This window comes from Acinetobacter ursingii DSM 16037 = CIP 107286 (assembly GCF_000368825.1).
Classification (GTDB): domain Bacteria; phylum Pseudomonadota; class Gammaproteobacteria; order Pseudomonadales; family Moraxellaceae; genus Acinetobacter; species Acinetobacter ursingii.
Genome location: NZ_KB849717.1, coordinates 300,726 through 316,439 on the forward strand (window position 1 = coordinate 300,726; position 15,714 = coordinate 316,439).

Sequence of the window (15,714 nt, forward strand, 5' to 3'; positions counted from 1 at the left end):
GTGCCATAAAATACTCCATATATTGATGTTTATAACATCATTTGGGGAGCAAAATATAACTTATAAGTGTTGTTCAAATTTCCTGATCCACCTCTAATAATGGTCTGATAACGACCACCCAACATAACAATCAATTTATCATCAAAGGCTTTTAAATTATCACCAATAGCAATACTTCTAAGTCTTGTTCTTGTCGTAAGCTTTGGTGAATCCATATCATTACCATTAAATAACGGATTTAGTGCTTCAGGCTGATCATATTGGACTGGCTGATAAATATTGGTAGCTAGCTGACTTGCCCAATCCATAAAATATGCATTACGGGTATTCTGTTGAAAAGCTGACGCAGACAGCACTAAGTTATGTTGAACAGAACCCGTATCCAATTTTCCTCGAATACCGACTTCCCCCGTATTCACCATATCCACACGTGCATTATCAAAACGATAGAAGGTAGAATCACCCGTGTTTGCATTTGTAAGTGTCACATTACCCAAGCTATTTTGTTCTTGACCATGACGAAAACCATAAGCAGCATAGGCCGTAATCGCATCGGTTAAATCATATTCAGCGCGGTAACTTCCAAAATAATCTTCTTCGTTGGAATAAGACCATTTTTGTGCATAATTACTTGAACTATCAACAGGTGTCGGAATTGAGGTGATACCACTACCCAAAGTTACACTTGGACGCGTTGCTGTTAAACGATTATTGCTATATCCCATATCTCCAGATAGACGCAAACGATCGCCACGGTAATCTAGCCCGACTGAGACAAGTCCCAAAGATTTTTCTTCATCATCAACTGGAGTATCACCTCCGTGATAGGCGGTGTTTACTCGAACACCAAACTGTTGATCCTCTCCCAAACGGCGTGAAATATCACTTGAAATATAGCCACCATTAAAGTCAGTGCCCACAGTTACACTGTTTAAAGGCTCATTGCCTGCACGTTTAGGTAATAAGTTAATTGCCCCGCCAATCCCCCCATTACTTGGCATCGCTCCATTTAAAAATGAAGAAGCCCCTTTCAGCACTTCAACCCGCTCAAAAAGCTCTGTTGGAATATATTGACGTGGCAAGATCGAGTACAGTCCATTATAGGCGGTATCATCTGAACCTAAATTAAAACCACGGATATAATAGTTTTCCTGAAAATTACCATAACCGCGTCCTACACGAACGCTTGGATCTGCCTTTAAAACGTCACCCACGCTTTTGGCTTGACGTTCCTGAATATATTGATTGGTATAACTGGTCAAGTTAAACGGCGTATCTAAATTTTTTTGATTACCAAAAATTCCTACTCGTCCACCACTAGCCACCTGACCTCCTGCGTAGGCTTCCATAAGCCCTGTTGCAGAAGCATCTGCACTAGCAACCACACGAATAGTTTCCAAAGCAGTTGCGGGTTGACCATCCGACTCTGATTGCTGAGAAACCTGATCATCAGCATGGGTAATGATATAGCCTGATGCACAAGCCATCATCAAGACAAGCGGTTTAAGTTTGATCATCACAATTCCACGAGTACAGTTTATAAAATTGCGATGATACTAAATGAGAATAAAAATAATTTAAATAACTTTTCTCAAATACAGAATGTTTTTATTAATAGAACTTCACAATTCGATTGCAATTTTTCATGTAAAAAACTTCAATGTAATTTATTCATTATCAACATTAGACTTCTTTTCATCATTGTTTACACCCTCTTTATTTCCTCCCATAGGGCTAAATAAAAGAGACTGATGAAAAAGTCCATGAGAAACATCATTTTTTTCTAAAGAATGTCTAAGATGGAGTCAACATCAAAAGGCTTGCAAACCCCACAAAACTTAACCCAGAAAGATAGTAAAGCCATTTAGAATGGCTGCGTAAAGCGACCATCCAGCGCTCATGTGATAATAATCTCAGCAAAAATAAATTCCAAATTAAAACTACCATCACCATCCACACTGAAATGGTAATTTTTTGATAAACATTAAATTTTTCAGAAACGAGTAAGGTTAAGCTGCTATAAAAAAGGATATTTTTAGGATTAAGTAAACTGGATTGCAATCCAAGTAATAATTGTCTTAAAGCAGAAAAAGAAGAATATTGAGATGATTCAGTTTGATAAATTTCAATCTTGGCATGCGCATGACGTAAACACAAAAATGACAGATAAAAGAGGTAACATGCACCTCCCCATTTTAAATATTTCAAAGTCGAGTGATCTATTTTTCCAAGTAAGTACCAACTGGAAAAAACTACCCATAAAATTAAAGCATTTCCGAGAGCAATCCCTAAGCAGACCTGCTGTGCTGCCTTTTTATTTCGAGCAAGCAAAGTCGTTAAAATTAAAAAGAAATCTGGCCCAGGTGAGAGTAAAGCAACAAAATGAGTCACCGCAATCGCTAAAAAGAGTTCCATAAACAATATTCGGTCAGATCAAAAATCGCAGCTTAGGCAAATGTCAAATCGTGTTCTTGTATAAAATTGCGTTTAAAAGCCACTCTGATATTGTTTTGGCGTTACGCCTGTTAAGCTTTTAAACACGCGATGGAAATGACTTTGATCACTAAAGCCCAAATCATAAGCGATATCGACGACTGAGCTCCCGCTTTTCAACCTGTCTCGCGCTTGATTAATTCTCAAATTGAGTTGAAAAGCATGAGGTGTCAGACCAAAGTTTCTTTTAAATAAACGAATAATCGCGTAACGGCTAATACCACTTTGTGCGGATAATTGCTCAAGTGAAAGAAAATGCTCGTACTGAACAATAAGATCAACTAAATGTTTTAGATGTTGCTGAAGATAAAGTTTTTCCTCTACTTGCTTTAATTGTAATGATGGAAAAATAATCTGCGTAAGTGTTTCAACCAAAGATTGCTCTTTTTCTAAAATGGTTCGTCCTGGATCAAATAAAGTATCATTCAACTGACAAAAATGCTGATAAATTTCAGGCTTTTTGATAATTTCTGGCACTAACTCAGGGATCTGGTTGCAAATACACTCTGTAACGGATTCTTCTAATAATTGCTTAAGCCAATCCAGATCAAGATGCATCATCTGATAACTCCACGCCTGATCTGGCAATGGATTACACGCGTGTTCAATATATGCAGGAATACAAACAATTGAACCCGCTTCAATATTCTCTGTCGTATGTAAATAGCTACTGAAGCGGCTTTGCCCCTGATCTACAGCACCAATTGAAAAAGTCGGATGACTATGCGCTTTATAGCAAATACGACTTTGACATGCCTTACGTGTTTCCACATAAGGCATGCGAGGATCACTCCAGAATGCGATATCTGAGTGAGACATACTCAATTTCTGTATAAATATTATTGAGCCAATGCTTTTTCAATATCTTCTTCTATACTCTCAGGTTTCGTGGTGGGTGCATAACGATTCAGCACTTTACCATCCTTACTAACAAGGAATTTGGTAAAATTCCATTTAATGCTTTCGCTACCCAAAATGCCTTTGGCTTCACGCGTCAGATAGCGAAAAATGGCATGTGCTTCAGGGCCTTTGACATCCACTTTAGCAAACATAGGAAAATCAACTCCATAGTTTCGCTGACAAAAAGCTCCAATTTCATCATTCGAACCTGGATCCTGCCCCCCAAATTGATTACAAGGAAAACCTAGTACCTCAAAGCCTCGATCTTTATATTTTTCGTATACTTTTTCTAAGCCCGCAAATTGTGGTGTGAAGCCACATTTACTTGCAGTATTGACAATTAAAAGCACTTTGCCCTCATAGTCAGACATCTGCTTAGTGTCACCCTCTAATAATTCAGCTTCAAACTGATAAAGACTCGTCATGGATAAGTTTCCTCATCATTCTTTTCGTTGGTTTTTAGTTGTAATGAAGCCGAATTTACGCAGTAACGTAGTCCTGTCGGCTGTGGTCCATCTTCAAATACATGTCCTAAATGCGCATCGCAATTATGGCAAATAATTTCTGTACGTGTCATACCATGGGTTGAGTCTTCCTGTTCATCAATCGCGCCTGCATTGACAGGTCGATAAAAGCTAGGCCAGCCACTACCACTGTCATACTTGGTGTCCGATGTAAAAAGCTCGGTACCACAACAACGACAAACATACGTTCCTTGCTGCTTGGTGTTCCAATATTGCCCGGTAAAAGCAGGTTCAGTGCCTTTTTGTCGCGTAATTCGGTACTCTTCTGGTGATAACTCTCTTTGCCATTCTCGTTCTGTTTTATTGAGTTTTCCCATGACCATTTCCCTATTCATCTAACTGTTTAAATAGAATAATTCTATATTTACGTGATTCATTCTAAAATTTCTAGTCTTTACTTCACAAATTACAAAACACTTATAATTCTCATAAAAGCAAAAAGTAAGCAAAATAATAAAACAAGGTGAGCATTTTATTTTCTAATATTGCTTTTTTGTGAGCATAAATATGATAGGCTTAGCGCTATTCTTGCTCAGGATTAAAAAATGTCGCAGAAAAAAAGCGTTATTTTTAAAAATCTACTGCCCGTGATCAAACAATATCAACTGGCAGGATTTACGCATGAAAAGATTGTTGCCTTACTTCGAGATCAACATGACCTTGATCTGGTAACAACCGAAACATTTAAAAGTTATTTATATCGTTATGCAAAAGTGACCCCTACTCCTTCTGAGAGCCCCAAAATGAACACAACACATCAAACGCCACGAGAAATTAAAAAATCGTCTAAGCTTGAGCATGTTTGCTACGACATTCGTGGACCTGTGTTACGAGCGGCCAATGAGATGGAAGAACAAGGCCACAAAATTATTAAACTGAATATTGGTAACCCCGCCCCTTTTGGCTTTGAAGCACCACAAGAAATCATTAATGATGTTGCACTAAATTTACCCAATGCCATTGGTTATACTGACTCAAAAGGGATATTTCCTGCCCGTAAAGCAATTTGCCAGTATTATCAACAAAAAGGCATTCGCGATATGCATGTCAATGACGTGTATGTTGGTAATGGTGTATCTGAACTCATTGTTATGGCTATGCAAGGTCTGCTCGATGATGGCGACGAAATGCTAGTGCCAATGCCTGACTACCCTTTATGGACAGCAGCAGTGAATTTGTCTGGCGGCACAGCGATTCACTATAAATGTGATGAAGAAAATAGTTGGTATCCAGATATTGTGGATATGGAAAGTAAAATCACGCCGAATACACGCGGGATTGTGGTGATTAATCCCAACAATCCGACAGGTTCGGTGTACCCGCGCCATGTCTTAGAGCAAATTGTCGCTTTGGCGAAAAAGCATGATCTGATTTTATTTGCCGATGAAATCTACGACAAAATTATTTATGACGGTATTGAACACGTCGCCTTAGCTGCTTTAGCAGGCGATCAATTGTGTATTTCGTTTAATGGACTGTCAAAGTCGTATCGTATCGCAGGCTATCGCTCGGGCTGGATGGCCATTACAGGCGATAAATCCCGCGCCAAAGATTATATCGAAGGTCTAGATATGTTGGCATCCATGCGTTTATGTGCCAATCATCAAGCTCAATATGCGATTCAGACTGCGCTTGGCGGTTACCAGTCTATTAATGACTTGATTCGACCAAGTGGTCGCTTATATGAACAACGCAATATTGCTTGGGAAATGCTCAATGAAATTCCAGGAGTTAGTTGTGTCAAACCTGAAGGTGCGATGTATTGTTTCCCAAAACTTGATCCCAATATGTATCACGTTGAAGATGATGAACAACTGATGCTGGACTTTTTACGTGCAGAGAAAGTTCTTTTGGTGCAAGGAACAGGCTTTAACTGGCAAACGCCTGATCATTTCCGTTTAGTGTTTTTACCTGCGGAAAATGAACTACGCGAAGCCATTACCCGTTTAGGTCGTTTCTTAGCCACAAAGCGTTAATTATGACTACATAATAATTTGCCAATGACTTAGGTGTTTAAAAAATCATAAATTAAAGCAATGTCTGGCATAGACATTGCTTTTTAATGGAATTTTAACAACTAGGAAACGGTTAATGATAAGTAAAACTTTTAAATCATGTGGTCTTGCGCTGACTCTGCTCGCTGCATCAGCGTCTTTATATGCAAAAAATAACGTCGTGGTAGTTGCAACAGGTGGAACCATCGCTGGTGCAGGAGCAAGTTCAACTAATAGTGCAACCTATACTGCTGCCAAAGTTCCAGTCGATGCGTTAATCAATGCTGTTCCCCAAGTCAAAGATCTCGCCAATGTCAGTGGCGTTCAAGCTTTACAGATTGCGTCTGAAAGCATTACCGATAAAGAATTGCTTTCACTGGCGCGTCAAGTCAATGACTTAGTCAAAAAACCATCTGTGAATGGAATTGTGATTACCCACGGCACAGATACTTTAGAAGAAACTGCATTTTTCCTCAACTTGGTGATTCATACTGATAAACCGATTGTGGTGGTGGGTTCAATGCGTCCATCAACCGCGCTTTCAGCCGATGGCCCTCTTAATCTGTATAGTGCAGTGGCGCTGGCTGCTTCTGATGAAGCTAAAAATAAAGGCGTCATGGTGCTGATGAATGACTCCATCTTTGCTGCACGAGATGTCACCAAAACCATTAATATTCATACCAACGCATTTGCTAGCCAATGGGGCGTTTTAGGGACGCTAGTAGAAGGTAAACCTTATTGGTTTAGAAGCTCGGTCAAACGTTTTAACAATACGTCTGAATTTAATATTGAAAATATTAAGGGTGATCAGTTGCCATTGGTGCAAATTGTATATGGTTCAGATTCAATGCTGCCTGATGCATACTTGGCCTACGCCAAAGCAGGCGCAAAAGCCATTATTCATGCAGGTACAGGTAACGGTTCGGTGGCAAACTATATTGTTCCAACTTTAAGACAACTCCATGATGAACAAGGCATTCAAATTATCCGTTCATCACGAGTGCCTCAAGGCTTTGTACTACGCAACGCAGAACAACCCGATGATCAATATGGCTGGATTGTCTCACACGATTTAAATCCACAAAAAGCACGTCTTCTTGCAGCGTTAGCTTTGACCAAAACCAATGATGCCAAAGAAATCCAGCGGATGTTCTGGCAGTACTAATCTGCTGTTTTTCAGCTATGATTTGAAAAGAAGCTCAACTTCCCATATTGAGCTTCTTTTTACATTGTATTTCCCATAAAAAGTGATTATGTTTTTATTGGAAAAATAATAGACAACGGCTCAACTCAGAGCATGTTAAACTACTGGCACCTTATATTCATCGACGGACTTGGTCAGGATCGTGTTATGCAGTTTGTTCATCTTGGTATTCATACAGAGTTTTCGATTACCGAATCAATTGTGCGGATACCTGATCTGATCAAAGCTGCGGTCAATGAAAGTATGCCTGCTTTGGCATTAACCGATCTTTCCAATTTACATGCTGCGGTCAAGTTTTATGAGAGTTGTCTCTCTAAAGGGATTAAACCAATTTTGGGCAGCGAAATTCGTCTGAATGATGCTGAACATCGCGTTACCCTGCTTGCCATGACCAATGATGGCTGGCGTAGTCTGACTGAAATTGTGTCACGTGGTTTTATCGAAGGCCAGCAACTTAGTATTCCTTGTGTACAAAAAGAATGGGTTTTACAGCAACATCAAGACATGATTGTGCTATTAGGGCAACATAGTGACGTTGGTAAAATGCTGTGTTCTTCCAATCCACAAAAAGCTGAAGCTTTACTTGAAGCCTGGCAAGAAAAATTTGGTAATCGGGTTTATCTTGCTCTCACCCGTACCGATCGTGCTGGTGAAGAAGATTATATTCAGGAAGCGGTTAAACTCGCTGCAAAATACCATGTCGGAGTCGTGGCTCACAATGACGTTCACTTTATTGAAAGTGATGACTTTGAAGCGCATGAAGCGCGTGTCTGTATCGCCGATGGTTATGTTCTGGCAGATGATCGCCGCCCAAGAAACTATAGTCCAGCACAATATTTTAAAACAGCCGAAGAAATGGCTGAATTATTCTCAGACATTCCCAGCGCTTTAGACAATACCTATTATATTGCTCAGCGTTGTAATGTCAGTTTACAACTGGGTACTTACTTTTTGCCTGATTATCCGATTCCAGAAGGCTTTACCATTGATACCTACTTTGAGCATTTATCCAAAGTCGGTTTAGAAGAACGTCTGGAATTACTCTATCCTGTTGCCGAACGTGATGAAGACTGGAATGAGATTCGTAAACCCTACGATGAACGTATCAAATATGAAGTTGATATTATTCTAAAAATGGGCTTCCCGGGTTACTTTCTGATCGTGATGGACTTCATTCAATGGGCCAAAAATAACGGCGTACCTGTTGGCCCAGGACGGGGTTCGGGTGCGGGCTCATTGGTGGCGTATAGTTTAAAAATTACCGATCTTGACCCCCTACGCTACGATCTACTATTTGAGCGTTTCTTAAACCCAGAACGTGTATCAATGCCCGACTTTGATGTCGATTTTTGTATTGCAGGTCGTGACCGCGTGATTGATTATGTATCGCGTACTTATGGACGTGAAGCCGTGTCCCAGATTGCAACCTTTGGTACGATGGCGGCCAAAGGTGCAATCCGAGACGTAGCGCGGGTTTTGGGTAAATCCTATGGTTTGGCCGATCGTATCTCCAAAATGGTGCCGACCAAACCTTTAGGTGTCGATCTAAAGCAAGCCATTGACATGGAACCGCAGCTCAAGGACATCGTCACCAATCCCTCTAATCCAGATAATGATGATGCCAGTGAAATTTGGGATATGGCACTCAAACTGGAAGGGATTACCCGTAATACAGGTAAACACGCAGGTGGCGTGGTGATTGCGCCGGGTAAAATCACAGATTATTCGGCCGTCATGTGTGAAGCAGATGGAACCAGCCGTGTTGCGCAATTTGATAAAGATGACGTTGAAGCCGCAGGCTTGGTCAAATTCGACTTTTTGGGTTTACGTAACCTGACCGTGATTGAAGACGCGATTCAAAATATTAATAAACGTAGCGATGTCAAAGAGCCGCTGGCGATTGAACGTGTTCCACTTGATGATGTCGATGCCTATAAAGTCTTCGCAGATGCAAATACGACAGCGGTGTTCCAGTTTGAATCCGTCGGTATGAAGCGCATGCTCAAAGAAGCACGCCCAAGTAAATTTGAAGAAATTATTGCCTTTGTATCTTTGTATCGTCCCGGTCCGATGGATCTGATTCCTGACTTTATTCACCGTATGCATGGTGGCGAGTTTGAATATTTGCATCCATTACTCGAAAGTGTACTCGAACCGACTTACGGCATTATGGTGTATCAGGAACAGGTGATGCAGGCGGCACAGTTCTGTGCAGGGTATACACTTGGTGGCGCAGACTTGCTGCGTCGAGCGATGGGGAAAAAGAAACCTGAAGAAATGGTGAAACAACGCCAGATCTTTATCGAAGGTGCTGCCCAAAAAGATATTGATGAAGCCACAGCCAACCATATCTTTGACTATATGGAAAAGTTTGCAGGCTATGGTTTTAACAAATCGCATGCTGCGGCTTATGCTCTCGTCGCCTATCATACTGCGTGGTTAAAAGCACATTATCCTGCTGAATTTATGGCCGCGGTGATGTCATCAGAAATGCAAAACACCGACAACGTGGTGTTTTTGATTGATGACTGCCGTAGTAATGGTCTAGACGTTTTGCCGCCTTCTGTGAATATGTCGATTTATCGCTTCCATGCCAGTGACGAAAAAACCGTGGTCTATGGTTTAGGTGCGATCAAAGGCGTAGGCGAACAAGCCATGCAATCCGTGATCGACTCGCGTGAAAAAGACGGCCCTTATACCGACCTGTTTGATTTTTGCCATCGAATTGATCTGAAAAAAATCAATAAACGTACTCTTGAAGCGTTAATTCGTGCAGGTGCACTAGACTGTTTAGGTATTGAACGCTCCAGTTTAATGGCACAATTGCCTGAAGCCGTACAGGCGGCGGAACAAGCGCGACAAAACCGTGAAACTGGAATTATGGATTTGTTTGGTGAAGTTGAAGAAGTTCAACGTAAACCTGCTAAACCCGTAAAACCATGGTCAGATGAGGTTCGGCTTAAAGGTGAAAAAGATATACTGGGCTTATATTTAACTGGCCATCCAATTGATGTGTATCGTTCAGAGTTAAAAGCGTTTATTCCACTTAAAATTAACGAGTTGACCCCGACGCGTCGGGGTCAAACCACCGTATTTGCAGGACTGGTGCTGGACGTTGCCAACTTTCCGAATCGAATCATGATTACACTGGATGATGGTACTGCCCGAATTGAAGTCAGTTGTAACCATGAACGCTTTCAACGTTTCAAAGATATTGTCCAAGTTGAACAAGTGGTGGTGATTGAGGGTGAAATTTACGAACGAGAAGGCTTTGACCGTCCAATGGCACGTTTAAGCAAAGCGTTTAGCCTGAATGAAATTCGGCAAAAACGCGCCAATCATATTCGGATTCAGCCGACCCAAGATTTAATGAATCCAGCATTGGCACATGATCTACAGCAAATCATTTTACCGTTTTGTAATATTGATCTGTGCCAACACATTCCAGTGCAAATCGCAATCGAGCAAAATTATGCTACAGCGGAATTACATTTAGGACAAAACTGGAAAGTTGCACCACTGGATGAACTACTGGTGAAATTACGTGATTATTTTGGCAAAGAATCGGTGTATATCGAATACCAAGTGAAGTCCAAAGCCGCAAAAGCAGCCGAACCCGTACGAACCGCGCCACTTGCGCCACCGCCAACCGATCTGTCTATGGATGAAGCCATGGATTTGTATCAGGCTGAAGTTTCTCAATATTCTTAAAATTTAGTCTGGATTATTTATGAATACATCTGACAATGCGTCAGTTTCACAATCTTTGTCGCATGTAAAAATTGTCATGGTGAATACCACCTTGCCTGCCAATATTGGTAGCGCACTCAGAGCCATGAAAACCATGGGACTGAGCAAACTGGTTTTGGTCAAACCCAAAACCTATCCTCATCCCGATATTGATGCATTGGCAGCAGGTGCACAGGAATTAATTGATCAGATTGAGATTGTAGACACTCTAGAGGAAGCGATTGAAGACTGTCATCTTGTGTTTGGCACCAGTGCGCGTAGCCGCACCATTCCATGGCCATTGCTGGATGTACGCCCTGCCGCTGAACTGTCCATGCAGGCAGTCTTACAAAAGCAGCAGCAAATAGCAATTGTATTTGGTCGTGAAGATCGTGGCTTAACCAATGAAGAGCTGGCATTGGCCAATTACCATCTGACCATTCCTGTCAATACTGAGTATGGTGTACTGAATGTAGCGCAAGCCATTCAAGTGGTCTGCTATGAAATGCGTATGGCAACTTTACAGCAGCTTGAACATGAGAGCGAATCAGAAAAAAATGCCAATGCTGAGCAAATGCCTGTGACCGCTGACACAGCCATGGATTGGGATGAACCTTTGGTCACACATAAACAAATGGAAGAATTCTATCCACATTTAGAAAAAATGCTGGTGGATATCGAGTTCCTTGATCCCCAAAATCCACGACTGTTACCTTTACGCTTGCGCCGTCTGTTTGGACGTATACAATTAGATCGTATGGAATATCATTTACTTCGTGGCATATTTAGCCGTGTCCAAGCATTGAGTCAGGGCACATGGAAAAAAACATCAATGGATAAAGAGGATCAATCCAATGCTTAAACAGCTCAAAGAAGATATTCAGGCTGTATTTGCGCGTGATCCAGCAGCTCGCAATACCTTAGAAGTCATTACGAACTATCCGGGTATTCATGCCCTGATCATGCACCGTGTCGCGCATAAACTCTGGGAAAAAGACTGTAAAAGTGGCGCGCGCTTATTATCGACTTTTAGCCGTTTCGCAACAGGGATTGAGATTCATCCCGGTGCCAAAATTGGTAAACGCTTTTTTATCGATCATGGTATGGGCGTGGTGATTGGTGAAACGGCTGAAATTGGTGATGATGTCACGCTATATCATGGAGTGACTTTAGGCGGCACGACTTGGAATAAAGGCAAACGTCATCCAACACTTGAAGATGGCGTGATTGTAGGTGCAGGTGCCAAAATTTTGGGGCCGTTTACAGTCGGCAAAGGCGCCAAAGTCGGCTCAAATGCGGTTGTGACCAAAGAAGTCCCAGCAGGCGTCACTGCGGTGGGTAACCCTGCCCGTTTTATCTATAAAGATAAAGTCACAGAGAATGAAGAAGAACAACGTCGTCGCAATTATGCTGAAAGTATTGGTTTTCAGCCTTATGCAACGACCAGTGATCAGACTGATCCTATTTTAGAAGGTATGCGTGTTTTGCTGGATCGAATCCAGAACAACGAAGCACGTATGAATACCTTGTGCCAACGATTATCACTGCTCGACCCGACCTTTAAAAAGCAAAATCAGGAAGAGCAACCATTTAGCGAAGAAGAACTCAAAATCATTGAAGAAGTTCGACGCGAATGTGAAGCTCAAAGCAGTTCGTCTAAAGCTTAAACAATTGGTTTAATACTGTAACACGTCTCTCATTGCATGTTTGTCTGGCTTTTCTTAGACTGGCTCGACAAACATCTTTTTAACTTTAAACAACAAAGAATGGACGTTTATATGATGCTTAAGCCTTTGGCATACACACTACTCGCAGCGTCGCTATTAACTGCATGTAGTCCTGTTGCTGTCAAAAAAAATAATGCACCTGAACCTTTTGTTTTTACCGAACCTGACGTTTCACCTCCATTTTATGCATTAAATCCATTCAATTATGATGCCCCCCCTCCTTTTGAAGTTGCTCTTAAAGAAGCTGCGGCTCAGCCTGTAACCAAAATGGTGGTTAAAGACCCAAACGATCCAAATAAAAGTATTACGCTTGATGTCAATAAACTGATTATTCCAACGGTCAATAGCAACACTCGCTCGATGAAATATGCAGCCCTTGCTGGTGAAAATGAGCTTGATGTCACTGATATAGATGACTTTTTACAATTGGTTGAAGGTAAAGCCCGTCATTATCCACCACGCTTCACCGATCGTCAGGAACGTAAAGGCTACGAAAGCAAATTAAAAGAAGTTTCACATCAATTAGATACGCTAGCAACCAATCCAAATGCATCATTTGACGTGCTTATTCGTGCGTTCAAAGCCAGTGTTTTAGGTCGTAATCTGGATTTAGGCTCTGCCTATACCACTAAATCGCTGACCTACGCTCAACGTTTACTCAAAATTAATCCAGAAGACCCAGAAGCGAATTTCTGGTTTGGTTTTGGTTTATCTGAAGGTGGTGGTCAAAGCGAAGCTATTCCTTATTTAAATAAAGCCATGCAAGGCGGTGTACAAGAAGCTTATTTAGCTTCTGTCAATAACTACATTGCAATGGAACAAAAGAAAAACGCGATCCAAACCCTAAAAAATTACAAAATCAAATATCCAGATGAAGCAGAAGTCGCTGACCGTTTGCTCACTGAGATTGAGAAACAAGGACGATGGAATGTCTGGCAGGTGTTAAATAATCCTGCCATAGCAGCTAAACCTGCATCTTAATATCATCCCTTTCATAATGAGGCTGTTTCTACAGCCTTTTTTGTGAATTATAATTGGGGTGAATTGAAAATTCACACAGATCACGTATGATCAAACTAAGTTTCTATCAGATTCTCTTTATAAACCATGATTAATTTTAGAAAAAAAAATAGCACTTTATTTTTGGTTTCTGCCTTTTCAATTACACTGCTGAGCGGATGTCAGGTTGTTAGTGTCAAACAACAAGCAGTGAATGTCACTATTGCCAATGAACGTAATAGTATTTTGATGCAAGACAAATTAAGTGAAGCGAGCCTAAATGTTCTTTCCATGTCTGGACGTGAAGCCAAAATTTGTATGGATCAACCGACGTCCTGTGTCAATGAACTCAAAATGATCCCTGAAATTGTCGATGAGCAATTTCTCTCAACGGCAAGTGAACTCTATCTAGCCAAAGCCATGCAATTGGATAAATCCTCTGCATGTACCGTGAGCAGCATTACCAAGCATCGTTCAGAAGACCATCAACGACAAACGCAACAAACCTATGATGACTGTCAAACTGAACAACTCAAAATGCTGGATAAAAGTATTCGTTATAGTTATGCATACTTATTTAAGACCAAACGCAAACCGATAGATCGTATTTTTGATAACAGACAAGTTCAAATTCGCGATTTTTATAATCAGGCCATTGCCAAATTAGTGACGATTAGCGCGCAACGTTCAAGTGTGAAAAAAGCAACTGATAGCGTAAAAATTGGTAATAGCATTTACAATATCAATCTGGATCAATATCAACTGTTAAAAAATAAAGAGTTAGATCGATTTATCTCAAGCTATAATTTGAATTTCTCTGGGCTACGTACCATTAACCGTCGAGATGGTTTCGGATCAGAGTTTGTCGCGGTTTTCCCAGCATCAGAGGAAAAATACAATAATAAATATATTCTCGATCCTCTCAATGCATCTTACCAAACAAGCATAAACCCTAATATCCACAAGGCTCGATATCTATCTGCAACCATCGTCGCGCGACCAGTCAAAGCAGAGAGTGTTGATGACATTATTAATTCACCTAACATTACTGTGCAGGTCATGGATCCATATCGTACTGAAAATGTGGATATCGCAGGAAAGAGCTATCCATTGGCTGCCAATTTTTCTGCCCCATACGGTTTATGGCTTGCAGAAAATAATTTAGGCGCTGCTGCATATTTGAGCCTGATTGACCGTGAAGAACGGTTGACCATGCCACATCTTTACATGCTTGAACCCTATAATCCAAACAAAAAAGTGATTGTTCTGGTTCATGGTTTAGCAAGTAGCCCTGAAGCTTGGATTGCATTAACCAATGATATTATGGGAGACAGTATCTTACGTGAACATTATCAGGTATGGCAGGTCTTTTATTCGACCAATATGCCGATATTGGAGAGCCGTTTCCAAATATATGCTCTGCTTAAACAAGCGTTTGGTGCACTCAATCCAAATGATCCAGCCGACAAAGATGCCGTTCTGATTGGACACAGTATGGGTGGTATTATCAGTCGACTTTTGGTGAGTAATGCCGATATTTCTCAATCAGCTTTGTCGATGATGAGTCCATATCAACAAGCCAAGCTCAAAAAGCACCCTATCGTATCAGAACGTTTAAAAATTCAACCAATTACCAATTTTGACCGTGCTGTTTTCATGTCATCGCCGAATCGTGGAACTGATTTCGCAGATTTATGGTTTACTCGTGCAGCTCGTAAAATTATTAAGTTACCTGGTGCTTTCCTCGGTGCAGTGACTGATACCATTACCAATCAAGATATCGATGCGAAAGATATCCTGACTCGTATTGATAAAGGTCTTATTCAAAATGGACCAAGTGATTTAAGTCATAAATCTAAATTCATGGCTTTAACTGAAGATATTAACCCGCCAAAAGGCTTTGTTTTCCATTCGATTATTGGCAACAAAACTAATAGCAAAGATCCAGATGTGATGACTGATGGTATTGTTCCTTATAAGAGCGCGCATCTGGATGGAGCAACATCAGAAGTTATCATTAAAGGTGGACATTCGATTCAAGAAACTCCTGAAGCTGTCCTTGAACTCAGACGTATTCTTCGCCAACATTTGGTAGATCACAATATCAAATAATCAAAAAAAGGCTCTGTTTAAATCGACAGAGC

The 15,714-nt window shown here is 40.9% G+C and carries 11 protein-coding genes and 1 pseudogene; 7 read left to right on the forward strand and 5 right to left on the reverse strand.

The window, feature by feature from the left end; translation table 11 throughout:
- Window positions 1–92: 92 nt before the first annotated feature.
- The 5 genes and pseudogenes from F944_RS08985 to msrB form a co-directional block, all read right to left on the reverse strand.
- A pseudogene (locus F944_RS08985) lies at window positions 93–1,517 on the reverse strand (TonB-dependent receptor); the annotation flags it as partial.
- A 277-nt stretch (window positions 1,518–1,794) separates the two neighbouring features.
- Complete coding sequence (locus tag F944_RS08990) at window positions 1,795–2,415, reverse strand: LysE family translocator (protein ID WP_004989576.1); 621 nt, start codon at window positions 2,413–2,415, stop codon at window positions 1,795–1,797.
- 72 nt (window positions 2,416–2,487) lie between these two features.
- Window positions 2,488–3,312, reverse strand: coding sequence for an AraC family transcriptional regulator (locus F944_RS08995; RefSeq protein ID WP_179943801.1), 825 nt, complete (start codon window positions 3,310–3,312; stop codon window positions 2,488–2,490).
- Between the two features lie 20 nt (window positions 3,313–3,332).
- On the reverse strand, window positions 3,333–3,818 hold the full coding sequence (locus tag F944_RS09000; protein WP_004989581.1) for a glutathione peroxidase: 486 nt from the start codon (window positions 3,816–3,818) through the stop codon (window positions 3,333–3,335).
- Complete coding sequence (msrB, locus tag F944_RS09005) at window positions 3,815–4,234, reverse strand: peptide-methionine (R)-S-oxide reductase MsrB (RefSeq protein WP_004989584.1); 420 nt, start codon at window positions 4,232–4,234, stop codon at window positions 3,815–3,817. Before msrB ends, F944_RS09000 begins: the two co-directional genes overlap by 4 nt.
- 228 nt (window positions 4,235–4,462) lie before the next feature.
- On the opposite strand from msrB, the gene F944_RS09010 reads away from it, so the two are divergent.
- The 7 genes from F944_RS09010 (at window position 4,463) to F944_RS09040 (ending at window position 15,682) form a co-directional block, all read left to right on the forward strand.
- Window positions 4,463–5,893: a pyridoxal phosphate-dependent aminotransferase gene (locus tag F944_RS09010; RefSeq protein WP_004989585.1), complete on the forward strand. Its 1,431-nt coding sequence runs from the start codon at window positions 4,463–4,465 to the stop codon at window positions 5,891–5,893.
- 115 nt (window positions 5,894–6,008) lie between these two features.
- On the forward strand, window positions 6,009–7,076 hold the full coding sequence (locus tag F944_RS09015) for an asparaginase (protein WP_004989587.1): 1,068 nt from the start codon (window positions 6,009–6,011) through the stop codon (window positions 7,074–7,076).
- 186 nt (window positions 7,077–7,262) lie between these two features.
- Entirely contained in the window at window positions 7,263–10,826 is a 3,564-nt protein-coding gene (gene dnaE / locus F944_RS09020; RefSeq protein ID WP_004989591.1) for a DNA polymerase III subunit alpha, read from the forward strand.
- 19 nt (window positions 10,827–10,845) lie between these two features.
- Complete coding sequence (locus F944_RS09025) at window positions 10,846–11,706, forward strand: RNA methyltransferase (RefSeq protein WP_004989593.1); 861 nt, start codon at window positions 10,846–10,848, stop codon at window positions 11,704–11,706.
- Entirely contained in the window at window positions 11,699–12,511 is an 813-nt protein-coding gene (gene cysE, locus F944_RS09030; RefSeq protein ID WP_004989595.1) for a serine O-acetyltransferase, read from the forward strand. Before F944_RS09025 ends, cysE begins: the two co-directional genes overlap by 8 nt.
- Window positions 12,512–12,622: 111 nt before the next feature.
- A complete protein-coding gene (locus tag F944_RS09035; RefSeq protein WP_004989597.1) occupies window positions 12,623–13,552 on the forward strand; it encodes an ABUW_2363 family tetratricopeptide repeat lipoprotein in 930 nt (309 codons plus the stop codon).
- Window positions 13,553–13,678: 126 nt separating this feature from the next.
- Window positions 13,679–15,682 (forward strand): lipase family alpha/beta hydrolase, encoded by a 2,004-nt coding sequence (locus tag F944_RS09040; RefSeq protein ID WP_004989598.1) that lies wholly within the window; start codon window positions 13,679–13,681, stop codon window positions 15,680–15,682.
- The last annotated feature ends 32 nt before the right edge of the window (window positions 15,683–15,714 follow it).

Coding starts and splice junctions, on each gene's coding strand:
- dnaE (WP_004989591.1), top strand. CDS start 7,263: ATGCAGTTTGTTCATCTTGGTATTCATACAGAGTTTTCGATTACCGAA.
- F944_RS09035 (WP_004989597.1), top strand. CDS start 12,623: ATGATGCTTAAGCCTTTGGCATACACACTACTCGCAGCGTCGCTATTA.
- F944_RS08990 (WP_004989576.1), bottom strand. CDS start 2,415: ATGGAACTCTTTTTAGCGATTGCGGTGACTCATTTTGTTGCTTTACTC.
- F944_RS09025 (WP_004989593.1), top strand. CDS start 10,846: ATGAATACATCTGACAATGCGTCAGTTTCACAATCTTTGTCGCATGTA.
- cysE (WP_004989595.1), top strand. CDS start 11,699: ATGCTTAAACAGCTCAAAGAAGATATTCAGGCTGTATTTGCGCGTGAT.
- F944_RS09040 (WP_004989598.1), top strand. CDS start 13,679: ATGATTAATTTTAGAAAAAAAAATAGCACTTTATTTTTGGTTTCTGCC.
- F944_RS09000 (WP_004989581.1), bottom strand. CDS start 3,818: ATGACGAGTCTTTATCAGTTTGAAGCTGAATTATTAGAGGGTGACACT.
- F944_RS09010 (WP_004989585.1), top strand. CDS start 4,463: ATGTCGCAGAAAAAAAGCGTTATTTTTAAAAATCTACTGCCCGTGATC.
- F944_RS09015 (WP_004989587.1), top strand. CDS start 6,009: ATGATAAGTAAAACTTTTAAATCATGTGGTCTTGCGCTGACTCTGCTC.
- F944_RS08995 (WP_179943801.1), bottom strand. CDS start 3,312: ATGTCTCACTCAGATATCGCATTCTGGAGTGATCCTCGCATGCCTTAT.
- msrB (WP_004989584.1), bottom strand. CDS start 4,234: ATGGGAAAACTCAATAAAACAGAACGAGAATGGCAAAGAGAGTTATCA.